Source organism: Kitasatospora sp. NPDC056783 (assembly GCF_042789895.1).
GTDB lineage: Bacteria > Actinomycetota > Actinomycetes > Streptomycetales > Streptomycetaceae > Kitasatospora.
Genome location: NZ_JBHUAF010000077.1, coordinates 1 through 20,480, shown reverse-complemented (window position 1 = coordinate 20,480; position 20,480 = coordinate 1). Strand labels below are relative to the sequence as shown.

General features: G+C 74.3%; 19 protein-coding genes. 9 read left to right on the top strand and 10 right to left on the bottom strand.

The window, feature by feature from the left end; translation table 11 throughout:
* Nucleotides 1–256: 256 nt before the first annotated feature.
* The gene (locus ACFRMQ_RS14460) at nucleotides 257–418 is read left to right on the top strand and encodes a hypothetical protein (protein WP_380730682.1); all 162 of its coding nucleotides are present in this window, start codon (nucleotides 257–259) and stop codon (nucleotides 416–418) included.
* Between the two features lie 19 nt (nucleotides 419–437).
* On the opposite strand, the gene ACFRMQ_RS14455 is transcribed toward ACFRMQ_RS14460, so the two are convergent.
* The gene (locus tag ACFRMQ_RS14455; RefSeq protein WP_380730680.1) at nucleotides 438–2,075 is read right to left on the bottom strand and encodes a DNA repair helicase XPB; all 1,638 of its coding nucleotides are present in this window, start codon (nucleotides 2,073–2,075) and stop codon (nucleotides 438–440) included.
* 124 nt (nucleotides 2,076–2,199) lie between these two features.
* Between ACFRMQ_RS14455 and ACFRMQ_RS14450 the strand changes: the two genes are divergently transcribed.
* Nucleotides 2,200–2,454: a hypothetical protein gene (locus tag ACFRMQ_RS14450; protein WP_380730678.1), complete on the top strand. Its 255-nt coding sequence runs from the start codon at nucleotides 2,200–2,202 to the stop codon at nucleotides 2,452–2,454.
* Nucleotides 2,455–2,467: 13 nt separating this feature from the next.
* On the opposite strand, the gene ACFRMQ_RS14445 is transcribed toward ACFRMQ_RS14450, so the two are convergent.
* Nucleotides 2,468–4,969 carry a helicase-associated domain-containing protein gene (locus tag ACFRMQ_RS14445; protein WP_380730676.1) on the bottom strand — a complete coding sequence of 834 codons (2,502 nt, stop codon included), beginning with the start codon at nucleotides 4,967–4,969 and terminating at the stop codon, nucleotides 2,468–2,470.
* A 172-nt stretch (nucleotides 4,970–5,141) separates the two neighbouring features.
* On the opposite strand from ACFRMQ_RS14445, the gene ACFRMQ_RS14440 reads away from it, so the two are divergent.
* Complete coding sequence (locus tag ACFRMQ_RS14440) at nucleotides 5,142–6,077, top strand: hypothetical protein (RefSeq protein WP_380730674.1); 936 nt, start codon at nucleotides 5,142–5,144, stop codon at nucleotides 6,075–6,077.
* A 70-nt stretch (nucleotides 6,078–6,147) separates the two neighbouring features.
* Here the strand turns inward: ACFRMQ_RS14440 and ACFRMQ_RS14435 are convergent, their stop codons facing one another.
* Nucleotides 6,148–8,967 (bottom strand): PKD domain-containing protein, encoded by a 2,820-nt coding sequence (locus ACFRMQ_RS14435; RefSeq protein WP_380730672.1) that lies wholly within the window; start codon nucleotides 8,965–8,967, stop codon nucleotides 6,148–6,150.
* 229 nt (nucleotides 8,968–9,196) lie between these two features.
* Nucleotides 9,197–9,832 (bottom strand): NAD(P)-dependent oxidoreductase, encoded by a 636-nt coding sequence (locus ACFRMQ_RS14430; RefSeq protein WP_380730670.1) that lies wholly within the window; start codon nucleotides 9,830–9,832, stop codon nucleotides 9,197–9,199.
* 154 nt (nucleotides 9,833–9,986) lie between these two features.
* On the opposite strand from ACFRMQ_RS14430, the gene ACFRMQ_RS14425 reads away from it, so the two are divergent.
* From ACFRMQ_RS14425 to ACFRMQ_RS14415, 3 genes are all read left to right on the top strand, one after another.
* Entirely contained in the window at nucleotides 9,987–10,760 is a 774-nt protein-coding gene (locus ACFRMQ_RS14425; RefSeq protein WP_380730668.1) for an SDR family NAD(P)-dependent oxidoreductase, read from the top strand.
* Nucleotides 10,761–10,907: 147 nt separating this feature from the next.
* Nucleotides 10,908–11,510 (top strand): TetR/AcrR family transcriptional regulator, encoded by a 603-nt coding sequence (locus tag ACFRMQ_RS14420; RefSeq protein WP_380730666.1) that lies wholly within the window; start codon nucleotides 10,908–10,910, stop codon nucleotides 11,508–11,510.
* A gap of 163 nt (nucleotides 11,511–11,673) precedes the next feature.
* Nucleotides 11,674–12,732 (top strand): fatty acid desaturase family protein, encoded by a 1,059-nt coding sequence (locus ACFRMQ_RS14415; protein WP_380730664.1) that lies wholly within the window; start codon nucleotides 11,674–11,676, stop codon nucleotides 12,730–12,732.
* Nucleotides 12,733–12,771: 39 nt separating this feature from the next.
* On the opposite strand, the gene ACFRMQ_RS14410 is transcribed toward ACFRMQ_RS14415, so the two are convergent.
* Nucleotides 12,772–13,140 carry a nuclear transport factor 2 family protein gene (locus ACFRMQ_RS14410; protein WP_380730662.1) on the bottom strand — a complete coding sequence of 123 codons (369 nt, stop codon included), beginning with the start codon at nucleotides 13,138–13,140 and terminating at the stop codon, nucleotides 12,772–12,774.
* 196 nt (nucleotides 13,141–13,336) lie between these two features.
* On the opposite strand from ACFRMQ_RS14410, the gene ACFRMQ_RS14405 reads away from it, so the two are divergent.
* Entirely contained in the window at nucleotides 13,337–14,305 is a 969-nt protein-coding gene (locus ACFRMQ_RS14405) for a PRC and DUF2382 domain-containing protein (RefSeq protein WP_380730660.1), read from the top strand.
* A gap of 104 nt (nucleotides 14,306–14,409) precedes the next feature.
* Entirely contained in the window at nucleotides 14,410–15,285 is an 876-nt protein-coding gene (locus ACFRMQ_RS14400; RefSeq protein ID WP_380730658.1) for a LysR family transcriptional regulator, read from the top strand.
* A gap of 27 nt (nucleotides 15,286–15,312) precedes the next feature.
* Here ACFRMQ_RS14400 and ACFRMQ_RS14395 read toward each other — a convergent pair whose 3' ends face one another.
* The 5 genes from ACFRMQ_RS14395 to ACFRMQ_RS14375 all read right to left on the bottom strand — a co-directional run bounded on the left by ACFRMQ_RS14395 (nucleotide 15,313) and on the right by ACFRMQ_RS14375 (nucleotide 19,660).
* Nucleotides 15,313–15,567: a hypothetical protein gene (locus ACFRMQ_RS14395; protein ID WP_380730656.1), complete on the bottom strand. Its 255-nt coding sequence runs from the start codon at nucleotides 15,565–15,567 to the stop codon at nucleotides 15,313–15,315.
* 61 nt (nucleotides 15,568–15,628) lie between these two features.
* Nucleotides 15,629–16,609, bottom strand: coding sequence for an ABC transporter substrate-binding protein (locus ACFRMQ_RS14390; RefSeq protein ID WP_380730654.1), 981 nt, complete (start codon nucleotides 16,607–16,609; stop codon nucleotides 15,629–15,631).
* Nucleotides 16,610–16,713: 104 nt separating this feature from the next.
* Nucleotides 16,714–17,550 (bottom strand): ABC transporter ATP-binding protein, encoded by an 837-nt coding sequence (locus ACFRMQ_RS14385; protein ID WP_380730652.1) that lies wholly within the window; start codon nucleotides 17,548–17,550, stop codon nucleotides 16,714–16,716.
* Nucleotides 17,550–18,620 (bottom strand): FecCD family ABC transporter permease, encoded by a 1,071-nt coding sequence (locus ACFRMQ_RS14380; protein WP_380730650.1) that lies wholly within the window; start codon nucleotides 18,618–18,620, stop codon nucleotides 17,550–17,552. The genes ACFRMQ_RS14385 and ACFRMQ_RS14380 overlap by 1 nt, the downstream gene beginning before the upstream one ends.
* Complete coding sequence (locus ACFRMQ_RS14375) at nucleotides 18,617–19,660, bottom strand: FecCD family ABC transporter permease (RefSeq protein ID WP_380730648.1); 1,044 nt, start codon at nucleotides 19,658–19,660, stop codon at nucleotides 18,617–18,619. Before ACFRMQ_RS14375 ends, ACFRMQ_RS14380 begins: the two co-directional genes overlap by 4 nt.
* A gap of 99 nt (nucleotides 19,661–19,759) precedes the next feature.
* Between ACFRMQ_RS14375 and ACFRMQ_RS14370 the strand changes: the two genes are divergently transcribed.
* Entirely contained in the window at nucleotides 19,760–20,389 is a 630-nt protein-coding gene (locus ACFRMQ_RS14370) for an HAD family hydrolase (RefSeq protein WP_380730646.1), read from the top strand.
* Nucleotides 20,390–20,480: the final 91 nt, after the last annotated feature.

The following is a 20,480-nucleotide window of genomic DNA, read 5'->3' as shown; positions in this document are numbered from 1 at the left end:
GGTGGGTACGCCGACCGGTTGCCGAGCGGCCGGCACCTCCCCCGGCTGCCTGCGGGACTTCAGCAGGTACCACGGTTCGGGAGGGCAGACGGACGATCTTAGACCCGTCCGCCCCGGGGTTCCAGCCGTGCCGGTCTCGGGGTTCGCCCTACCCCGGTCCCGGGGTCCTCCGTACACCGGGAGGAGGAACCGCGCACCCGGGGATACGCCCTTCGGAGTGATGCCCGCGGCCGTCCGGGTGCCTACCGTTGAAGACATGAGCACCCCGAACCGAACCCCCCGATCCGGCCCGTCCGGCGCCACCGCCGCCTCCGGGCGCCACCGCAACCCGCTGACCACCGCCGTCCGCAACGTCGGCATCGCCCTGGACACCGCCGCGCGCGTGATCTTCCTCGGGCGCGACGGTGTCCGGTACTGACGGTGTCCGGTACTGACTCCTACAGCACGTCGTCGGCGTCGATGATCCGGTACGCGTAGCCCTGCTCGGCCAGGAAGCGCTGCCGGTGGGCGGCGAAGTCCTGGTCCACGGTGTCCCGGGCGACCACCGAGTAGAAGTGCGCCGCGTGGCCGTCCGCCTTCGGGCGCAGCACCCGGCCGAGGCGCTGGGCCTCCTCCTGGCGGGAGCCGAAGGTCCCGGAGACCTGGATGGCCACCGTGGCCTCGGGCAGGTCGATCGAGAAGTTCGCGACCTTGGAGACCACCAGGACGCTGATCTCCTTGTTCCGGAAGGCGTCGAAGAGCTTCTCGCGCTGGGCGTTGCTGGTCTCGCCCTTGATCACCGGGGCGTCCAGGGCCTCACCGAGCTCGTCCAGCTGGTCGATGTACTGGCCGATGATCAGCGTCTGGTCCTTCTCGTGCTTCTTCACCAGCGCCTCCACCACCCGCCGCTTGGTCGCCGTGGTGGCGCAGAAGCGGTAGCGCTCCTCCGGCTCGGCGGTCGCGTAGGTGAGCCGCTCGGAGTCGGTCAGGGTGACCCGCACCTCGCAGCAGTCGGCCGGCGCGATGTAGCCCTGGGCCTCGATCTCCTTCCACGGCGCGTCGAAGCGCTTGGGGCCGATCAGGCTGAACACGTCGCCCTCGCGGCCGTCCTCGCGCACCAGCGTCGCGGTCAGGCCGAGCCGGCGGCGGGCCTGGAGGTCGGCGGTGAACTTGAAGACCGGCGCGGGCAGCAGGTGCACCTCGTCGTAGACCACCAGGCCCCAGTTGCGGGCGTCGAACAGCTCCAGGTGGGCGTAGACGCCCTTCCGCTTGGTGGTCATCACCTGGTAGGTGGCGATGGTGACCGGGCGGATCTCCTTCTTGGTGCCGCTGTACTCGCCGATCTCGTCCTCGGTGAGCGAGGTGCGCTTGACCAGCTCGTGCTTCCACTGGCGGGCCGAGACGGTGTTGGTGACCAGGATCAGCGTGGTCGACTTGGCGTGCGCCATCGCGGCGGCGCCGACCAGGGTCTTGCCGGCGCCGCAGGGCAGCACGACCACGCCCGAGCCGCCGTGCCAGAAGCCCTCGACGGCCTGGGCCTGGTAGGGGCGCAGCTTCCAGCCGTCCTCGGCCAGGTCGATCGGGTGTGCCTCGCCGTCCACGTACCCGGCGAAGTCCTCGGCGGGCCAGCCGAGCTTGAGCAGCACCTGCTTGATCTGCCCGCGCTCGGAGGGGTGCACCACCACGGTGTCCGGATCGACCCGGGCGCCGACCAGCGGCACGATCTTCTTGGAGCGCAGCACCTCCTCCAGCACCGGCCGGTCGGTGGTGGTGAGCACCAGCCCGTGGGTCGGGTGCTTGACCAGCTGGAGGCGCCCGTAGCGGCCCATGGTGTCGGCCACGTCCACCAGCAGCGCGTGCGGCACCGGGTAGCGCGAGTACGTCACCAGGGCGTCCACCACCTGCTCGGCGTCGTGCCCGGCCGCCCGCGCGTTCCACAGCCCGAGCGGTGTGACCCGGTAGGTGTGGACGTGCTCGGGGGCCCGCTCCAGCTCGGCGAACGGCGCGATGACGCGGCGGCAGTCGGCGGCCTTGGGGTGGTCGATCTCCAGGAGAAGAGTTTTGTCGCTCTGGACGATGAGCGGTCCGTCGTTCACGCGGGGAAGCCCTCCACTGGCTGACAGGGTGGATTGACGCAGACCCTCCAGTGTCGCGCATCGCGGGTGGTGCTCGGGAGCCGTCCGGAGTGACCGGGGCGGGGGCGTGCTCGTTGAGCTGGCCATGAAGAAGTCGAAGCGTGTTCTCACCGCCCTCGCCCTGATGGGCTCGGCCTTCGCGGCCACCGCCTCCTCGGCCGGTTCGGCCCACGCCCTCGCGGGTATCGGCGAGGGGCCCGGCGGGCTGCTCGCGGCGCCGGGGTTCCTGATCGCGGAGACCGCGACCGGGGGCTCGATGCCGATCGGGCAGTCGCAGCTCGGCAGCGTGGCGGACAAGGTCGTCCAGGACAAGATGAAGGAGGCGCAGCAGGGGCACTGAGGCCCTCAGGGCCTCACTCGTCGAGCTCCGCGACGCCGGTGATGCGGTGCAGGGCGAAGGTGCGGAGCTCGTCGGCATGGTGGTCGAAGGCGGTGACGAATCCGCCTTCGACCTTGACCGGGTCGATGATGCGCTGGCTGGCGATGCCCTCGGCGTTGAGGTAGCCGATCCACATGCGCTCGCCGAGCAGGACGGCCGTCTGGAGGGCGGCCAGGGTCTCGGCGGCGGCGGTGCGGGGGAGGTGGCGCGGGTCCGGGGTGGGTTCGCGGCGGCTCGCGGTGGCGGCCCGGTCGCCGGCCCGGATGGCCTTGATGGCGGCGGCGAGCAGGGTGTCGTCGGGCGCGGGCGGGCCGTCGGGGACGGGGACGGGCGCGGCGCGGGGCGGGGTGCGGTGGCTGTCCGGCCGGGTGATCAGCACGTCGCCCTCGGCGGACTCGGCGGCCGGGGCGTAGCCCATGGTGCGCAGCGTGGCGAGCAGGACGTCCGGGGCCGCCTGGGAGGCGAGGACGGTGGGGGCGAGCAGCCGCAGCCGCAGGTCGGCGGAGCGGCGGTCGGCGAGCACCTCGCCCAGCAGTGACGGGTCGTCGCAGCGCAGGTAGGAGGAGGCGGCGCCGACCCGCAGGACGCCGTGCCGGCGGGCGACGTCGTCGATCAGGTAGCCGAGCGGCTGCGGGACGGGCGTGCGGCTGTGCTGTTCGAGGAAGGCGCGCAGGTCGGCGGCGGTGCGGCCGGCGTCGAGGGCGCGGCGCACCGAGGCGGGGGTGAAGCGGTAGACCGTGGCGCCGCCCTTGGACTCGATGTCGGCGCACAGGGCGAGTGCCTGGGCGAGCGGGGTGAGCAGCGGGCCGGGGGCGATCGCGGTGAGGTCCGGCTGGAGGATCACGTGGTCCAGCGGTCGCGGGAGCAGCGGGGCGAGCACCTCGGCCGGGTCGGACTCGGCGGTGAGCAGGGCCCTGGCGGGGGCGGCCAGGGCGCCGCGGCCGGTGATGCCGAGGAGTTCGGCCTCGTCGAGGGTCCAGGCGGTGAGGTCGTCGCGCAGTTCGCGGCCGTCCGGGCCGGTGGGGCCGCCGCGCAGCGGCCGCTGCCAGCGCAGGGTGGGGAGCAGTTCCTCGGCGGTGGCCGGGGTGCCGGGCGGGAGTTCGGCGAGCAGCGCGAGGGCGGCGCGGCGGACGGACGGGGCGAGGGTGCGGTCGAGTTCGGGGCCGAGGGCGGCGCGCGGCTTGCCCCGTCCGTCCGGGGTGCCGGCGAGGGCGGGGACGCGGGTGGCGGCCAGCCAGGCGGCGGCGAGGACGGACCAGCGTTCGGCGGTGTCCAGGTGCAGCCAGGTGTCGTACCCCGGGGTGGGGGCCCAGCGCTCGTCCACCTCGCCGTCGGGGGCCAGCAGCCCGGCGGTGTGGGCGAGTTCGAGCCAGAAGGCGGTCTGCTGCTCGGTGGCCTCCAGGGCCTGGGCGGTGCGCTTGAGGTCGCGCACGCCGAGGCCGCCGGCGCGCAGGGTCAGCGGCGGGGTGAGGCCCCAGGCGTCCAGTAGTTCCTCGACGGTCTTGACCGCGGTGTGTGCCTGGCCGGCCGCGGCGCGGTCCACGACCTCGGGGTCGCGCGGGGCGGCGGCGGGCGCCGGCTCGGGCTGGACCGGCTCGACGGTGCGGTGGGTGCGGCCGCCGCGCAGGTGCAGGGCGAGTTCGCGGGGCAGGACGACGCTGCCGGGGCTGCTGGGCAGCAGCAGGCCGCGGGCGAGCAGCCACTCGACCGGGCTCTGGGCGTCCTCGGCGGTGACCGGGCGGGTGGCGTCCGGGACGGTGCCGGTGGGCGGGCCCCAGACCAGCCGTTCCAGCAGCCGCAGCGCGGCCTCGGGCGCGGTGGCGAGCAGCGCGGCGCAGCGGGCGCGGTCGGTGAGCAGCCCGGTGAGCGCGGCGACGGCGCTGACCGGGTCCGGGGTGGCGGGCTGTCCGGCCGAGGCGAGCAGCTGCTGGAGCCGGGCCGGGGACATGCCGGCGGTGGCGTCGGAGAGGGTGGGGCCGAGGCCGGTGCGGCCGGGGTTGTTGGCGGTCGGGGCGAGTGCCTCGCGCACGGCGAGGACCAGCCGCAGGCCGTTGTCGGGGCCCCAGAGCAGCGCCCGGTCGCGCAGGGTGGCGAGGGCGCGGGGCAGGGCGGTGGCGACGGCGGACCGGTCGGCCGGGGTGAGCGGGGTGGCGCCGGGGTGCGGCTTGACCTTCGCCGGGCCGGTCAGCAGGGTGCGGACGGTGGCCTGCGAGGTGCCGTCCGGGGCGGCGGCGAGCGCCTCGGCGACCTGGAGGGTGAACCGGTCGAGCCGCTCCAGGGCGCGCAGCGCGGAGGCGCGGGAGGACAGCCGGGCGGACAGCTGGGTGAGGTCGCCGGGGACGGGGTTCAGCAGGTCGGGGCGGGCGCGGAGCAGGGCGGCGATCGCGTCGTCGGGACGGGCGCGCAGCTCCTCGGCGAGGGTGCGCGGGCCGGTGGCGGACCTGCCCCGGCGTTGAGGGCCCTGCTGTGTGGTCATTCGACCTAGGTTAGTCGGGCGCAGGGACGGCGAGGTGTCCTCCGGCCGATGCCTCACCGCCGTACCGACGCGCCCGTCGGCGGACTCGCGTGGGCGGGGGCGGGGTGGGTAGCGTCACGCCGAGGGCGGCTCGGTGGGCGGCCGGGTACGGGCGAGGCGGGGGTGGTCGGTGATGACGGACGGCGAGTGGTGGCGCAAGAGCGGGCCGTGGAGCGAGCGCTCGGTCGACGGCTCGGGGGAGCGCGCGGCCGGCGGCGCCCCGGAGGTCCCTTCGGCTCCTGAAGCCCCGCCCGTCGTTCCGCCCAGTGTTCCGCCCGCTGTTCCGCCCGTCGTGGAGTCGGTCTTCGACCCGGACAGCGTGTACGACCCGCCGGCGCTGAGCACCGCCGGCATCCCGGCGGTGTCGCTGGACCTGCCGGACCTGGCCGTCGTCGAGGACCGGGCGGACGCGATCCCGCCGCCGACGGTGCAGAGCACCGGCCCGTGGACCATGACGCTCTTCGACTTCTCGGACGGGCCGCGGCCCGCGCCGAAGCCGATCCCCGAGCAGCGCACCGCCGAGGAGGCCGCGCCGGCGCCGGAGCCGGTACCGGTGGAACCGGTGAAGAAACCGCGCCGGGGCTGGTTCAAGCGGCCGCCTGCGGCTCCCGCCGCGCCGCCGCAGGCCCCCGCCGGGAAGGCGGGCGGCAAGGGCAAGGGCAAGGACAGCGGCAAGGGCAAGGGCGGGGAGAAGGGCGGTGCGCCGGCCCGCAAGCCGTCCCCGCTGATCCTGCTCTCCTGCGGCCTGCTGGTCGGTGGCGCGGTCACCGGCTTCTTCCCGGCCATGCTGGCGGGCTGGGGCCTCGGCTACCTGTCGCGCCGGATCTCCGACCTGATGCGCAAGTTCGTGATCCTGGGCATCCCGCTGGTCACGATGAGCGCGACCACCCTCTACTCCATGCGGCAGGCGAAGCAGGCAGGCGGCCAGGGCGGCGGGCTCCAGTCGGGTTCCCCGCTGGGGCAGATCAGCTGGTCGGCGGCCCCGAACGTGCTGCGGCTGGCCGCCGTGCTGTCGGCGGTGGCCCTGCTGCTGCTCACCATGCGCCGCCGGGCGTCGCAGCAGGGCTGAAACGGCACCGGGCCGGCCCCTCCACGAGGGCCGGCCCGGTGCCGTTCGGGTCGGGGCCGGTGGCCCGGGGCTACTTGTGGACGAAGTAGCCGGAGCTGTCCACGACGGCGTGGGTGCCGCCGTTGTGGTTGTAGAGGCTGATGGTGCCGTCGCCGCCGACCGGGACGGTGGCGTGGGTGGCGACGGTCTGGCCGGCCGCGAAGTTCACGGTGGAGACGTCCGGCCGGTCGGTGCCGCCCGGGTAGACGGCGAGGAAGCCGTCGGCGGTGGGCTCGGTGGCGGTGACGTTGAGGACGGCGCCGCTCGCACCGGCCGGCAGCCCGCGGACGGTGGCCCGGCTGTACGGCGCGAGCTTGCCGGGGCTGACCCGGCTGTCGAGCAGCCGGGTCGGGTCGGTGGCGACGAACAGGTGCTGGCCGTTGGGGCCGTAGTAGCCGAAGACGTCGGCGACGATGTGGAGGGCGCCCGCGTTGTTGCAGAACGCGATGGTGCCGTCGTCCGCGATCCTGGTGATGACCTGGTTGGAGGTGGTCTGCCCGGCCTTGAAGTTGAGGTTCGAGGTGTTCACCGCGGCGGTGTCGTTCACCATCAGGTTGCCGTCCATGTCGGGCTCGGTGACGGTGACGTTGAGGACGACATCGGTGGCGTCGTTCGGGACTCCGTTGACGCCGCGGACCTTGAGCTTGGTCACCGGGCGCGTCGAGGCGGCGGTGCAGACGGAGCTGATCTTGCCGGCCGGGACGCCGATGCCGCTGCGGGAGTCCATGACGCGCTTCGGCTGGAGCGGCGCGTACAGGTCCGTGGCGCGCGGGGTGTACTCGCCCTGGATGTCGATGACGAGGTCCACCGGAGCGCCGTAGGAGTTCCAGACGGCGAGCCTGAAGTCGTTGCCGATCGGGACGGTGACCAGGTTGGGGACGGCCGTTCCCGGGACGTAGTTGAGGCTGGAACTGTCAGGCCGGGGGCGGTCGTTCGGGCCGAGGGTCAGGAAGCCCGGCCCTTCGGCGTTGACCGCGGTGACGTTGAGGACGACCGCGGTGGCGTCCCAGCTGATCGGCCAGGAGTTGCTGTTGGTGAGGTTGAGGGTGAGCTTCTGCCCGGGGGCCAGCTTGGTGCCCGACTCCCGGGTGTCCAGCGCGCGCTGGGCGCCGTAGCCGTCGAAGCCGACGGGCCTGGTGGTCACGGACACCCGCTGGGACGTGGTGGCCTTCTCGCCTCCGCGGTTGGTGAAGGTGAGGGTCACCGTGTAGTCGCCCGGGCGGGGGAAGGTGTGCCGGACGGACTTCGGCAGGCCGAAGAGGTTCGTGTCGGTGCCGTCGCCGTAGTCGAGTCGGCCGTTGGCGAAGGGCCAGGAGGTGGTGGAGGCGGAGGTGTCGAAGTCGTAGGCCAGCGCGCCGCAGTCGAACGTCGCTTCGTCGCACCGCTTCGCCGTGAACGCGGCCTTGGCGGCGCCGGGTTCGGTGACCGTGAGCGGCTTCTGCGCGACGGCGGGGTAGCCGACCCCCTCCGGGGTGGTCACCGTCACCGCGGTCCGGAACGTCCCGGCCCGGGTGTAGGTGTGGTCGGCCGTCGGCAGGCCGGTGACCGTCGGGGTGGAGCCGTCGCCGAAGTCGAAGCTGTAGGTGAGGGCGGCCGGCCAGTTCTGGGTGAGGGTGACCTGGGCGGTCACCGGCCTCGGGTACGGGCCCTGCTCGCCGGTGATCTCGACCAACTGCTTGGCGACGCCCTGGCGTTCGAACGCGCCGCGGTCGCGGATGCCGCTGCCCGTACCGGTGTCGGCGACGCCCGGGTCGTCGGCCGGGGCGTTGCCGAAGTAGTCGGTCGGGAGGCCGCCGCGCGGGTCGCCGTCGCCCGAGTCGACGGCGGGGGAGCCCTGGCCGGGCCCGTCGGCGCCCTGGATGCGCGGGTCGCCCAGCAGGTCGTGGGTGCCCTGGCGGGTGGCGGTGGTCAGCCCGGCCGGGTCGGCGTAGCCGTGGCCGTTCCAGCTGTACGGCAGGTGGCCGGTGGCCGGGTTGGTGAGGTTGTAGTCCAGGTTGCTGCCCGGTACGGCCGCCGGGTCGACCTGGATGGCGGGGCGGAGCGTCGGATCGGTGCACGAAGTGCCGCCGGTGACGACGTTGTTGCGGATGGCCGAGCCGCTGGAGGTGCCGGTCAGGCGGATGCCGGTGCCGCAGGCGCCGAGGACGGAGTTGGAGGTCACCTGCGCGGTCGTGGAGTCGCTCAGGAGGATTCCGTCGGGGCCGGAGTCGGCGATGTGGTTGGTGGACACCACGGTGTCGTAGACGCCGCCGTCGACCTGGACGGAGGCGACGCCCGCCCCCCTGATGTAGTTGCGGCTCACGGTCACCTGGGTGCCCTTGCCGGTGACGCGGATTCCCGGCTGGCTCCCGGTGGACAGGACCATCCGCAGGTGGTCGACGGTGACCCGGGCGGAGTCCGTGACGACGACCTTCGGACCGGTGCCGCCGGTGTTGACGGCGAAGCCGTGGATGACGACGTCCGAGGCGCCCTTGACGGTGAACGCCGGGTCGGCCGCGACACCCGTCACGGTGCTCCCGAAGCCCTGGGTGCGGGCGTCGCGGGTGGTGCCGGTGGTGAAGGTGATCGGCTTCTCGGGAGTACCGGACCGGTTGATCAGCACCGCCTCCTGGTAGGTGCCGGTCTGGCTGACCACCACCGTCTGGCCCGGCAGCACGATCTTCGCGGCCGCGGAGATCGTGCAGAGCGGCTGGGCCGCGGTGGCGGGCCCGGTGTCCGAGCAGGCGACGGTGTTGTCGACGTGGAGCCGGTCACCGGGCTCGCCCGCCGCGGCCGCGAAGGGCGCGGGCAGGACGACGGCGGCGAGCACGGCCGAAGTGCCCGCCAGTGCGGCGAGCCTTCCGACGTTCATGAGTGGATGCCTCTCGATGGGACCGGACCGCGACGGAGTGTCATGCGGATCCGGGGGTTGCGCGGAGGCATCTTTTCCGACCACTATCGAACTGTCACTCGATATCGGGGTGAAAACGCCCGGGATGGCTGGACTTGTCGGCAAAGTCGCCGTCAATTGGCGGTCAATTTCTGGTAATCGGATGGGCAGCCCGGCCCGGCCCGGCCCGGCCCGGCCGGCCGTCAGTCAGTCAGTCGTCGGCGAGGTGGACGAGGCGGCGGAAGGTCGCCGGGTCGTCGAGGTGGTCGACGATCCAGCGGGCGACGGTGGCGCGGGTGGCGGTGCCGGCCCGGGGGAGCGGCCGGTCGTACGAGACCTGGGGGCCGGCGGAGGGCGGGCCGTCCTTGAGCATCGGCACCCGGACGACCGTCCAGGCGGTGTCGGACCCGGTGAGCACCGCCTCCATCCGGGCCAGGTCGTGGTGGATCTCCCGGTACAGCCGGTCGACGACCAGCCTGGTCACCAGCCGCTGGGCGTAGGGGAGCCGGCTGGTGTCCAGGCCGGCCGAGCTCATCATCAGCAGGTGCCGGGCGCCGCCGGTCCGGGCGGCGGCGGTCAGTTCGCGGGCGCCGTCGGAGAAGACGGTGGTGGCCCGGCGGCCGGTGGTGCCGAGGGCGGCGACCACGGCGTCCTGGCCGCTCAGCGGGTCGTGCAGGGAGCCGGGTTCCGTGACGTCGGCCCGCGCGGTGAGCGGGGTGCCGTACGGGAAGGCCGGCAGCCGGGCGGGGTCGCGGACGACGGCGGTGACGGTGTGTCCGGCGGCCAGGGCGAGGGCGGTCACCAGGTGGCCGGTGCGGCCGGCGGCGCCCACGACTGCGATCCTCATCGGTTCCTCCTCGGGGATGCCCGGCCGCCCGGGGGCGCGGGCAGCGCTCGGGCGGTGCACGGGCGGCGCTTGTCATTCATTCATACGGACTGTATGAATGAAATCAAGTGAACCACAGCACACCGCGAGAGCGAGCGCGAAGGAGTGATGGGACATGGGAGTCCAGCAGGCCCGGTACCCCGACCTGGACGGCCGGGTGGCCGTGATCACCGGCGGCAGCCGCGGCATCGGCGCGGAGACCGCCCGTGCCTTCGCCCGGCAGGGCGCGGCCGTCGCCGTCCTCGGCCGCGACGAGGCGGCGCTGACGGCGGTGGCCGGGGAACTGCGGGAGCGGGGCGCCCGGGCGCTCGGCCTGGTCGCCGACTGCACGGACGCGGCGGCGCTCGGCTCCGCCGCCGCCCGGATCGAACGGGACCTCGGCCCGGTCGACGTCCTGGCGGCCTTCGCCGGCGGTGACGGCTACCCGGTGCCGACCGCCCGCGAGACCGAGGAGCACTGGCGGGCCGTCCTGGACGGCAACCTCACCGCCACCTTCCTCACCGTCCGGGCCTTCCTGCCCGGACTGCTGGCCCGCGGCAGCGGTTCGATCGTCACCATGGCCTCCACGGCCGGCCGGCTGGCCGGCGGCGCCTCCGCCGCGTACGCCACGGCCAAGGCGGGCGTGCTGATGTTCACCCGGCACCTCGCCCTGGAGGTCGCGGGTGAGGGCGTCCGGGTCAACGCGATCGCGCCGGGTGCCGTCCGCACCGAGCGGACCGACGCGCGGATGCCGCCGGAGGTGCGGGCCGCGGTCGCCGCCGCGCACCCGCTGGGGCGGCTCGGCGAGCCGGTGGACATCGCCTCGGCCACGCTCTTCCTGGCCTCCGACGCGTCCTCCTGGATCACCGGGCAGACCCTGGACGTCAGCGGCGGGCGGGTCATCCTCTGAGCGGGTGGGCCCCGCCGCGCGCCGAGCCCCGCCGCCGCGCGCCCTGCTCCGTCCCGCCGCGCGCCCCGTTCCGCCGTGACCCGGTCCGGGTGGGCCGATCGGCGATACTGCCAGTTCACACGGAACGAGTGGGTGGAGGCGAGCGGGATGAGCCCCCGGTCCTACCGGATGGGACAGCGGCAGGCGGAGGTCGACGAGACCCGTGCCCGGATCGTCGCGGCCGCCCGCGCGCACCTGGCCGAGACCGGCGGGGCCTCGCTGGACGCGGTCGCCCGTCGCGCGGACGTCGCGCGGGCGACCGTCTACTACCAGTTCGGCTCCAAGGCGGGCCTGCTGGAGGCGGTCTGCGACGCCCTCGCCGCGCAGGGCGGCATGGCCCGGCTCGCCGAGGCCTTCACCCTCGCCGACCCGTGGGCCGCGGTGGACCGCTTCGTCGAGGTGATGGGCGGCTTCTGGGCGGTCGACCGGGTCTGCACCCGCCGGCTGCGGGCCCTCGCCGCGCTCGACGAGGAGGTGGGCCGGGTGATCGCCGACCGCGATGCCCGCCGCCGGGAGGGGGCGGCGGTCCTGACCGGCCGTCTCCCGGCCGCCCCGCCGGACGCGGCGGGCCTGCTCTTCGTCCTCACCGCCTTCGAGACCTACGACGCGCTGGCGACGGAGGTGGGGGCGAAGGGTGACGAGGGCGACCTGACGGCCGCGACTCCGGCGGTCACCCGGCTGGTCCGGGCCGCCCTCGGCGGACCGGCGTAGCCGACGCGGCGGCCCTCCGGCCGGTCCGTTCGTCCGGCCGGACAGGAGCTGACGCCCCCTTGGCCAGCCAGTTGTCACCACTCGCGATAGGGGGGTTAACACCCCTGTGGGAGTGGAGTTTTCCCCGTTCTGCGGGGCGGCCCGTGGCAGCAGACTCGGAGGCATGCCCGCGCATCCCGTGATGACGTCCGAACTGCCCCGAGCCGCCGGCCCCCGGTCGGGGAGCGGCGGCAGCGACTTCGCCCAGTTGACCCGTCGGATCACCGCCGAGGGCCTGCTCGACCGGCGCCCCGGCTACTACGCCGTCCGCGCGGGCCTGGTGCTCGCCGCCTTCTTCGGCGGCTGGTACGCCCTGTTCGCACTGGGGGACACCTGGTGGCAGCTCGGCCTGGCCGCCGCGATGTCCCTGGTGTTCGCCCAACTCGGACTCCTCACCCACGATCTGGCGCACCGCCAGGTCTTCGACCGGAAGTCGCCGAGCGAGTTCGGCGGCCGGATCACCGCCAACCTGCTGATGGGCATGAGCTACGGCTGGTGGATGAACAAGCACACCCGCCACCACGCCAACCCGAACCACGAGGAGCGGGACCCGGACGTCGCCCCCGAACTCCTGGTGTGGTCCAAGCGGCAGGCCCGGAAGGCGAGCGGAGTCGCCCGGTTCATCGGCCGCCGGCAGGCGTTCCTGTTCGTCCCGCTGCTCCTGCTGGAGGGCCTCAACCTCAGCTTCAACAGCTTCAAGGCGCTGCGCAGCCCGGTGATGAAGCGTCCGGTGCTGGAGGGCGTCCTGCTGGTGGTCCACTTCGCGGCCTACTTCGGCCTGGTCTTCACCGCTCTCCCCGCGGGCAAGGCGGTCGCCTTCCTCGCCGTGCACCAGGCGCTGCTCGGCGTCTACCTGGGCTGCGTCTTCGCCCCGAACCACAAGGGCATGCTGATGGTGACGCCCGAGATGGAGCTCGACTTCCTGCGCCGCCAGGTGCTCACCTCGCGCAACGTCCGCGGCGGGCTGGTCGTCGACTCCGCGATGGGCGGCCTCAACTACCAGGTGGAGCACCACCTCTTCCCCAGCATGCCGACCCCGGCGCTCGCCCGGGCCGCCCGGATCACCCGGGAGTTCTGCGCGGAGAAGGGCGTCCCGTACTGCGAGACGGGCCTGTTCGCCTCCTACCGGGAGGTCTTCACCCACCTGCACCGGACGGGCGAGCCGATCCGCTCCGGCGGCTGAGGCCGACCGCCCCGCCTCAGCCCCTCGTCCCGCCCCGCCTCAGCCCCGCTTCTCGAACCCGGCCAGCAGTCCGCGCGGATCGAAGGTCACCCGGATACGGGTGATCTTCCCGTTCTCCACGTGCATCCAGTTCGCCGTCGGGGCCGGCGGGGCGACGTCGGTGCACAGGTCGAACCAGGTGATCACCTCGTCGCCCTCGGCCAGCCGGGCCTTCACGTCGATCTTCTCCAGGACCTGTCCGAGCCCCTTCAGCCCGGCCAGTGCCTCCGCCACGCCGGAGGCCGTTCCCAGCGCCCCGACGAAGTCGACGTCCTCGGCCAGCAGGTCCCGGAGGGTGTCGAACTCGCCCGCCTCCCAGGCGGAGAAGTAGGCCTCGGCAAGCTCACGCGCGGTGTTCGTCGTCGTCATGCCCCCATCCTCCGGCCCGCCCGAACCATCCGTCTAACAGATGAATCCGATGGTCACTATCTCTGTCGATGATTGATTGTGCGGTGAGTGATCGGCCCGCCGTGGTCATCACTCTGAGTGAATGTCAGGTGAAGTGGTTTCGGGTTGCCCGGTCCGGCAAGGCGCTCAACGCTGGAAGGTGAAGGAGGCGTGAATCGTGATCACTGAACAGCAGGCCCGTTCCATGCTGCGCCACCCCGTCCATGACGCACAGGGCAACAAGATCGGTACCGCGGACCACATGTTCCTCGACGACGTCACCGGCAAGCCCGAGTGGGTCAGCGTCAAGACCGGGTGGTTCGGCGCGAGTGAGTCCTTCGTGCCGATCCGCGACGCCCGGGTCGTCGGGGACCACCTGGAGGTGCCGTACCCGAAGGAGAAGGTCAAGGACGCGCCGCTGGTGAACGTGGACAGCAGCGGACACCTCTCCGAAACCGAGGAGCGTCGGCTGTACCAGCACTACGGCATCGCCTGGGACGAAGCCTGGAAGAACGCCAACCAGCCCGGTGAGGGCGGCTGGGCCCACGCGAGCGGCGCCGGTGCCGCCGCGGGCCTGACCGGCTCCGCCACCGCCACCGGCCGCACCGCCCAGAGCCCCACCGCCACCGCCCGCTCCGCCACCACCCGCTCCGCCACCGCTCAGGGCGCCGCCGCTCAGGGCGCCGCCGTCTCCGCCACCGGGCGGACCGGCCGGCGCCGGGAGCAGGACGGCGGCGTGATGACCCGGTCCGAGGAGCGGATGAGCGTCGGCGTCGAGCGGTACGAGACCGGCCACGCGAAGCTGCGCAAGTACGTCGTCACCGAGGAGGAACGGCAGACCGTGCCGGTGCGGCACGAGGAGGTCCACGTCGAGCGCGAACCCATCACCCAGGCCGACCGGGGCACCGCGATCTCCGGCGAGGCGATCTCGGAGGCCGAGTACGAGGTCACCCTGCACGCGGAGCGGCCCGTCGTGCGCACCGAGGCCGTCCCGGTCGAACGGGTGCGGCTGGTGACCGAGGAACGCGTCGAGCAGCAGACCGTCACCGGCCGGGTGCGCAAGGAGCGCATCGAGGCCGACCTCCCCGACGGGAAGGCGGGACAGCCGTACGGCAAGGACATCCGGGGCCCCGAGGGCCGTCGGTGACACCCACCGGGCCGTGACCGTCCGCGCGGTCGCGGCCCGCCCCTCGACGGGGCGGGGGCGATCGACCGGGTGGCCGGAGCGCCGGTCGCCTATCGTCAGCGGTCATGGAGATGCACCAGCTGCGCTACTTCGCCGCCGTGGTCGACGAGGGCACCTTCACCGCCGCGGCCGCCCGGCTGCACGTGAGCCAGTCCGGCGTCAGCACCCAGGTCGCCAAGCTGGAGCACGAGCTGGGCCAGCAGCTCCTCGACCGCTCCGGCCGCCAGGTCCGCCTCACCCCCGCGGGCGAGGCCGTCCTCCCGCTCGCCAAGAGCGCCCTGGCCACCCTGGACGCCATCCGGCACACCGCCGCCGAGTTCGCCGACGCCGTGCGCGGGAGGGTCCGGCTGGGCATGATCACGGGCTGCTCGATCCCGCCCTTCCTGGACACCGTGGCCGACCTCGGCCGCAGCCACCCGGGCATCGAGCTCAGCCTGCACGAGGGGCCCTCCGAGGACCTCCAGGCGCAGGTCCTCTCCGGCTCCCTCGACCTGGCCCTGGTCGGCTACGCGGGCGAGGCGTCCCCGGGGCTGGACGCCGCCGTCGTCGTCGACGAGCCGATCGCCGCCGTCGTCCCCGCCGGACACCCGCTCGACCGGGCCGGGCTGCGCCTCGCCGACCTCCGGGGGGAGAAGATCCTCTGCCTCTCCCCGGGGACCGGCATCCGCGCGGCCTACGCGGACTCCTGCCACCGGCTCGGCCTGGATCCGCGGGTGGACATCGAGGCCAGCTCCCCGGCGGCCCTGCTGCGCCTCGCCGAGCGCGGTGCCGGGGTCGCCGTCCTCAGCGCCTCCTCGGCCGAGGGCGCCGGTCTGCGGGCCGTCCCGCTCGCCGACGCCGTCACCCGCGCCCGCCTCGGCCTCGTCGCCCGCCGTGACCAGCGCTCCCCGGCCGTACGGCTGTTGCGGAACAGGCTCGGGACGGCGCTCCGCTTCGACTGACCGCCGTACGGCCCGCGCGTTCGAGCGTCAGCCCCTCCACCGCGGATCGCGCCCCGAGGAGGCCGGCGCCCGCTCCCAGGCCGAGGCGTCCTCCGGCAGCGCCACCGGCTCGGCGAAGCCCGCGTACTGCCGGTACAGTTCGGCGTTCTCCGCCGCGATCTCCCCGGCCGGCAGGGCGAGTTCCTCGTCGACCTCGATCCGCCCGCCGGTCGCCCGGGCCACGTCCCAGCCGTGCGGCAGCAGTTCCAGGACCAGCATCCGGGCGATCCCGGCGGCCGGCACCGGGGCACCGCCGAGATCGACGTCCCCCCGGACCGGCGCGCGGTGGCGCGCCGGAGGGGACTCAGGCCCCGAGGAAGCGCTGCAGTTCGTCCAGCAGGTAGTTGGCCCCGGTGTAGCCGATCCCCTGGAACCACAGCTGGTCGTCCACCGGGAACGCCCGGTGCCCCCTGACCGCCCCCAGGGCCTGCCAGGCGGGGCTCGCCAGCGCGGCGTTGGCGCCCGACAGGTCCGGGTCGCCGTACGTCGCGTACAGCAGCAGGTCGCCGTCCGCCTTGGCGAGCTGGTCGGGCGGGACCTCGAAGTCCGACTGGTCGACGTTCTGCGCGTCCGGCCGGCCCACCTGGGCGTCGGTGAGCACCGTTCCGGGGAAGCTCTGCCGGCCGAACACCCGGATGCCGCCGCCCTCCACGAACCGCACCAGGCTCACCTTGCGCCCCGACAGCTTCGCCGCCGCCAGCGCCTGCGCCACCTGGCCGGCGTGCTTCTGGTACGCGCCGGCGAAGGCCGCCGCGGCCGCCTCCCGGCTCAGCGCCTGGGCGTGCAGCTGGACGTTCGCCTTCCACGGCGCGCCGGTGGTCTGGGTGAGCACGGTCGGGGCGATCTCCCGCAGTTGCTCGTAGTGGTCGCCGTCGCGGGCCTGGTTGGAGAGGATCAGGTCCGGCCGCAGGGCCCGGACGGTCGGCAGGTCGGGCGAGCCGGCCGGGCCGACCAGCCGGATTCCCGCCGTCCGGGAGGCCGGCCAGTACTCGGGGTAGCGGTTCTCGCGGGCCGGCAGCGCGGCGCCGACCGGGGTGATGCCGAGGGTCAGCGCGGAGTCGAGCACATCGGTGTCCAGCACGACCACTCGCGTCGGCGCGCCCGGCACCACCACCGGGCCGGTGGCGGCGTTCACCGTCACCGGCGGCACCGGGGTGGCGGACGGGGAGACCCCGCGGCCGTCCGAGGCCACCGCGGACGGCCGCCGGTCGGTGCAGCCCGTGGCCGTCGCCAGCGCGGCGCCGCCGAGACCGGCGAGGAGGGTGCGGCGGGAGATCCGGGGCATCGGCGGTCCTCTGGCGGCGGGGCGGTGGTCCGGGCGCCGTCGATTATGTCCGAAATGGTGGGTGAAGTTCCGTTAAGGGAGGATGCCGTCGGGGCCGGGCGCGGTCAGACCTCCACCGCGGCCGCCCACGGGGCGCCGGGTACGACCAGCGGCGTGCCGGTGACCGGGTCGGGCACCACCACCGAGTCCAGCCCGAACACCTCCCGCACCAGCTCGGCCGTCACCACCTCCTCGGGCGCGCCCTGCGCCACCACCCGGCCGTCCCGCATCGCGACCAGGTGGTCGGCGTACCGGGCGGCCTGGTTGAGGTCGTGCAGCACCGCGACGACGGTCCGGTCGCGTTCGACGTTCAGCCGCCGGACGAGGTCCAGCACCTCGACCTGGTGCGCGATGTCCAGATAGGTCGTCGGCTCGTCCAGCAGCAGGATGTCGGTGCCCTGGGCGAGCGCCATCGCGATCCAGGCGCGCTGGCGCTGGCCGCCGGACAGCTCGTCCATGCTCCGGTCGGCCAGGTCGGCGGTGGACGTCCGCTCCAGCGCCTCCGCGACCGCCACCTCGTCCTCCGGCGACCACTGCTGCCACCAGCTCTGGTGCGGCTGGCGGCCGCGCGCGACCAGGTCCGCCACCGAGATCCCCTCCGGGGCGGTCGGCGACTGCGGCAGCAGGCCGAGCCGCTGGGCGATCCGCTTGGTCGGGACGCGCGCCAGCTCCTCGCCGTCCAGCAGCACCGAGCCCCGGACCGGCTTCAGCAGCCGGCCGAGGGCCCGCAGCAGGGTCGACTTGCCGCAGGCGTTCGGGCCGACGATCACCGTCACCCGCCCGTCCGGGATCGCCACGTCCAGGTCCTCGACGACCGTGCGCGCCTCGTAGGCCAGGGTGAGGCCCCGGGCCTCCAGACGCTGGGCGGGCGGCCGGTGGCCGGACGGCTGGGGGGCGGACATCAGGAACCTCCACGGCGGGATCGGATCAGCAGCCACATCAGGTACGGCGCGCCCACCATGCCGGTCACCACGCCGACCGGCAGCTCGGTCGGCGCCAGCAGCCGCCGGGCGATCAGGTCGGCGAGGACCACCACCAGCGCGCCGGTCAGCGCCGAGCAGAACAGCGGGACCTGCGCCGAGCGGGCCAGCCGCAGCGCGATCTGCGGGGCCATCAGCGCGACGAAGTCCACCGGTCCGGCGGCCCCGGCCGCGCACGAGGCCAGCACGATGCCGAGCAGGGCCATGCCGAGGCGGATCCGGTCCAGGCGCAGGCCGAGGCCGACGGCGGTGGCGTCGTCGAAGGAGATCGACCGCTGGGCGCGGGCCGCCCAGAGCGCCACCGGCAGGGCGGCGATCAGCACCCAGGCGAGCCGGCCGGCCTGGTCGAAGCCGGCGCCGTTCAGGCTGCCGGTCATCCAGACCTTGGCGGCCTGGGCCTGGAAGCCGTCGCCCTTGGTGAGGAAGACGGACGTCAGGGCGGACAGCGCGACGCTGATCCCGATGCCGATCAGCACGAAGCGCTGCGCGTGCAGGCCGCGCCGCCAGGCCAGGGCGTACACCAGCAGCCCGGCCAGCAGGCCGCCGGCCACCGCCGCGTACGGGGCCTGTCCGGTCGAGCCGACCACGCCGTACGCCGTCAGGCCGACCACGGTCGTGGTCGCGCCCCAGGTCACGCCCACCACGTCGGGGCTGGCCAGCGGATTGCGGGCGACGGTCTGGATCAGCGCGCCGGCCAGCCCGAGCGCGGTGCCGACCAGCAGCCCGACCACCACCCGGGGCAGCCGGAACTCGCCGACCACCAGTTCGTGCGGGCTCGGCCGCCCGAGCACCACCTTGACCACCTCGCCCGGGGAGACGGTGGACTCGCCGAGGCAGAGCGAGGCCACCACGGCCGCCGCCAGCGCCACCAGCAGCCCGACGGCGACCGCCGCCGAGCGCCGGTGCAGCAGGAACGACGCCCGCCCGGCCCGGACGACGGAGTAGCCGCGCAGGGAGACGGAACGGGTGCCCGGGGCGGAAGCGGCGCTCATGTCGCCACCACCTTCCGGCGGCGGACCAGTGCCACCAGCACCGGGACGCCGACCAGGGCCGTCATCACGCCCGCCGGGACCTCGGACGGGGGGAACAGGACCCGGCCGAGGGTGTCGGCGAGCAGCAGCAGCGCCGGGCCGAGGACGGCGGAGAAGGCGAGGACCCAGCGGTGGTCGGCGCCCGCCACCGCGCGGGCCGCGTGCGGGACGGCGAGGCCGATGAAGGCGATCGGGCCGGCCGCCGCGACCGCCGAGCCGGTCAGCACGGTCGCGCCGAGCGCGCCGACCACCCGGACCAGGCCGGTCCTGGCGCCCAGCCCCTTGGCGGTGTCCTCGCCGAGCGCCAGCGCGTCCAGTCCGCGCGCCACCGCGACCACCAGCACGGTGCCGACCGCCAGGAACGGCAGCAGCTGCCAGGCCACGTCCGAGGTCCGTCCGGAGAGCGATCCGACGTGCCAGAAGCGGAACTGGTCCATGGTGGCCGCGTCCGTGGTCAGCACCAGGGTGTTGAGCGAGGCGATGAACGCGGACGTCGCCGAGCCGGCCAGTGCGAGCTTGATCGGCGTCGCCCCGCCCCGGCCGCGCCCGGCCAGTCCGTACACCAGGACGGTGGCGATCACCGCGCCCGCGAAGCCGAACCAGACGTACCCGGTGAGGGTGGAGACGCCGAAGCCGGAGATGGCGACCACCACGCCGGCCGCCGCGCCCTGGGAGACGCCGAGGATGCCGGGGTCGGCGATCGGGTTGCGGGTCAGGCCCTGCATGACGGCTCCGGCCAGGCCGAGCGCCGCGCCGACGGACAGGCCGACGACCGTGCGAGGCACCCGCAGCTCGCGGACGACCACGGCGTTGGCGGTGTCGCCGCCGTGCAGCAGGGCGTCCAGCGTGTCGCCGAACGGGATGGTCCGGCTGCCGACGGCCAGGCTCAGCAGCACCGCGGCGGCCAGGACGGTGAGCGCGGCGGCGAGTCGCAGTATTCGGCGCCGCGTCGCGCGGTACGGCGCGTGGGCCGCGCCGGGCGGCGCGCTGGTGTCGGTCATGAGCCCTCTCCGCAGACAACTGAGGCAAACCTAAGTTCCCCTGCGAAGCCCGGGCAAATCGCCTCGTGGTTCCGTCGCGCCGTTGGGTAGCCTGGCGGCATGCCAGCGACCCGTACCGCTCCGCTCACCGTCGGCTTCGACCTCGACATGACGCTGCTGGACACCCGGCCGGGTATCCGCGCCACCTACCTGGCGCTCTCGGCCGAGACCGGCACGTACATCGACGCGGACCTGGTGGTCACCCGGCTCGGCCCGCCGCTGGTGGACGAGATCCGCAACTGGTTCCCCGAGGACCGGGTGCGGTGGGCGACCGACCGCTACCGCGTGCTCTACCGCGACCACGCCTTCGCCCCGACCGTCCCGCTGCCCGGCGCGCACGCCGCCGTCGAGGCGGTCCGCGCCCACGGCGGCCGGGTCGCGGTGATCACCGGCAAGTACGAGCCGAACGCCCGCCTCCACCTGGAGCACGCCGCGCTGGCCGCGGACACCGTCATCGGCGACCTGTGGGCGGAGACCAAGGGCGATGCGCTGCGCGAGCACGGCGCGAGCGTCTACGTCGGCGACCACCTCGGCGACATCCGGGGCGCCCGGCACGCGGACGCGATCGCGGTGTGCGTGCCCACCGGCCCGTACAGCGCGCGGGAACTGCGCGAGGCCGGCGCGGACGTGGTGCTGACGGACCTCACCGACTTCCCCGACTGGCTCGCCCGGCACCTGGCCGAGCGCTAGGCCGTGTCTCACAATTCCCGCCGGGCGCGCGACGCCGGGCATCCCGCCTGAACGCACCGGCGAAACGTCCAAGTACGACCCAGTACGAGGA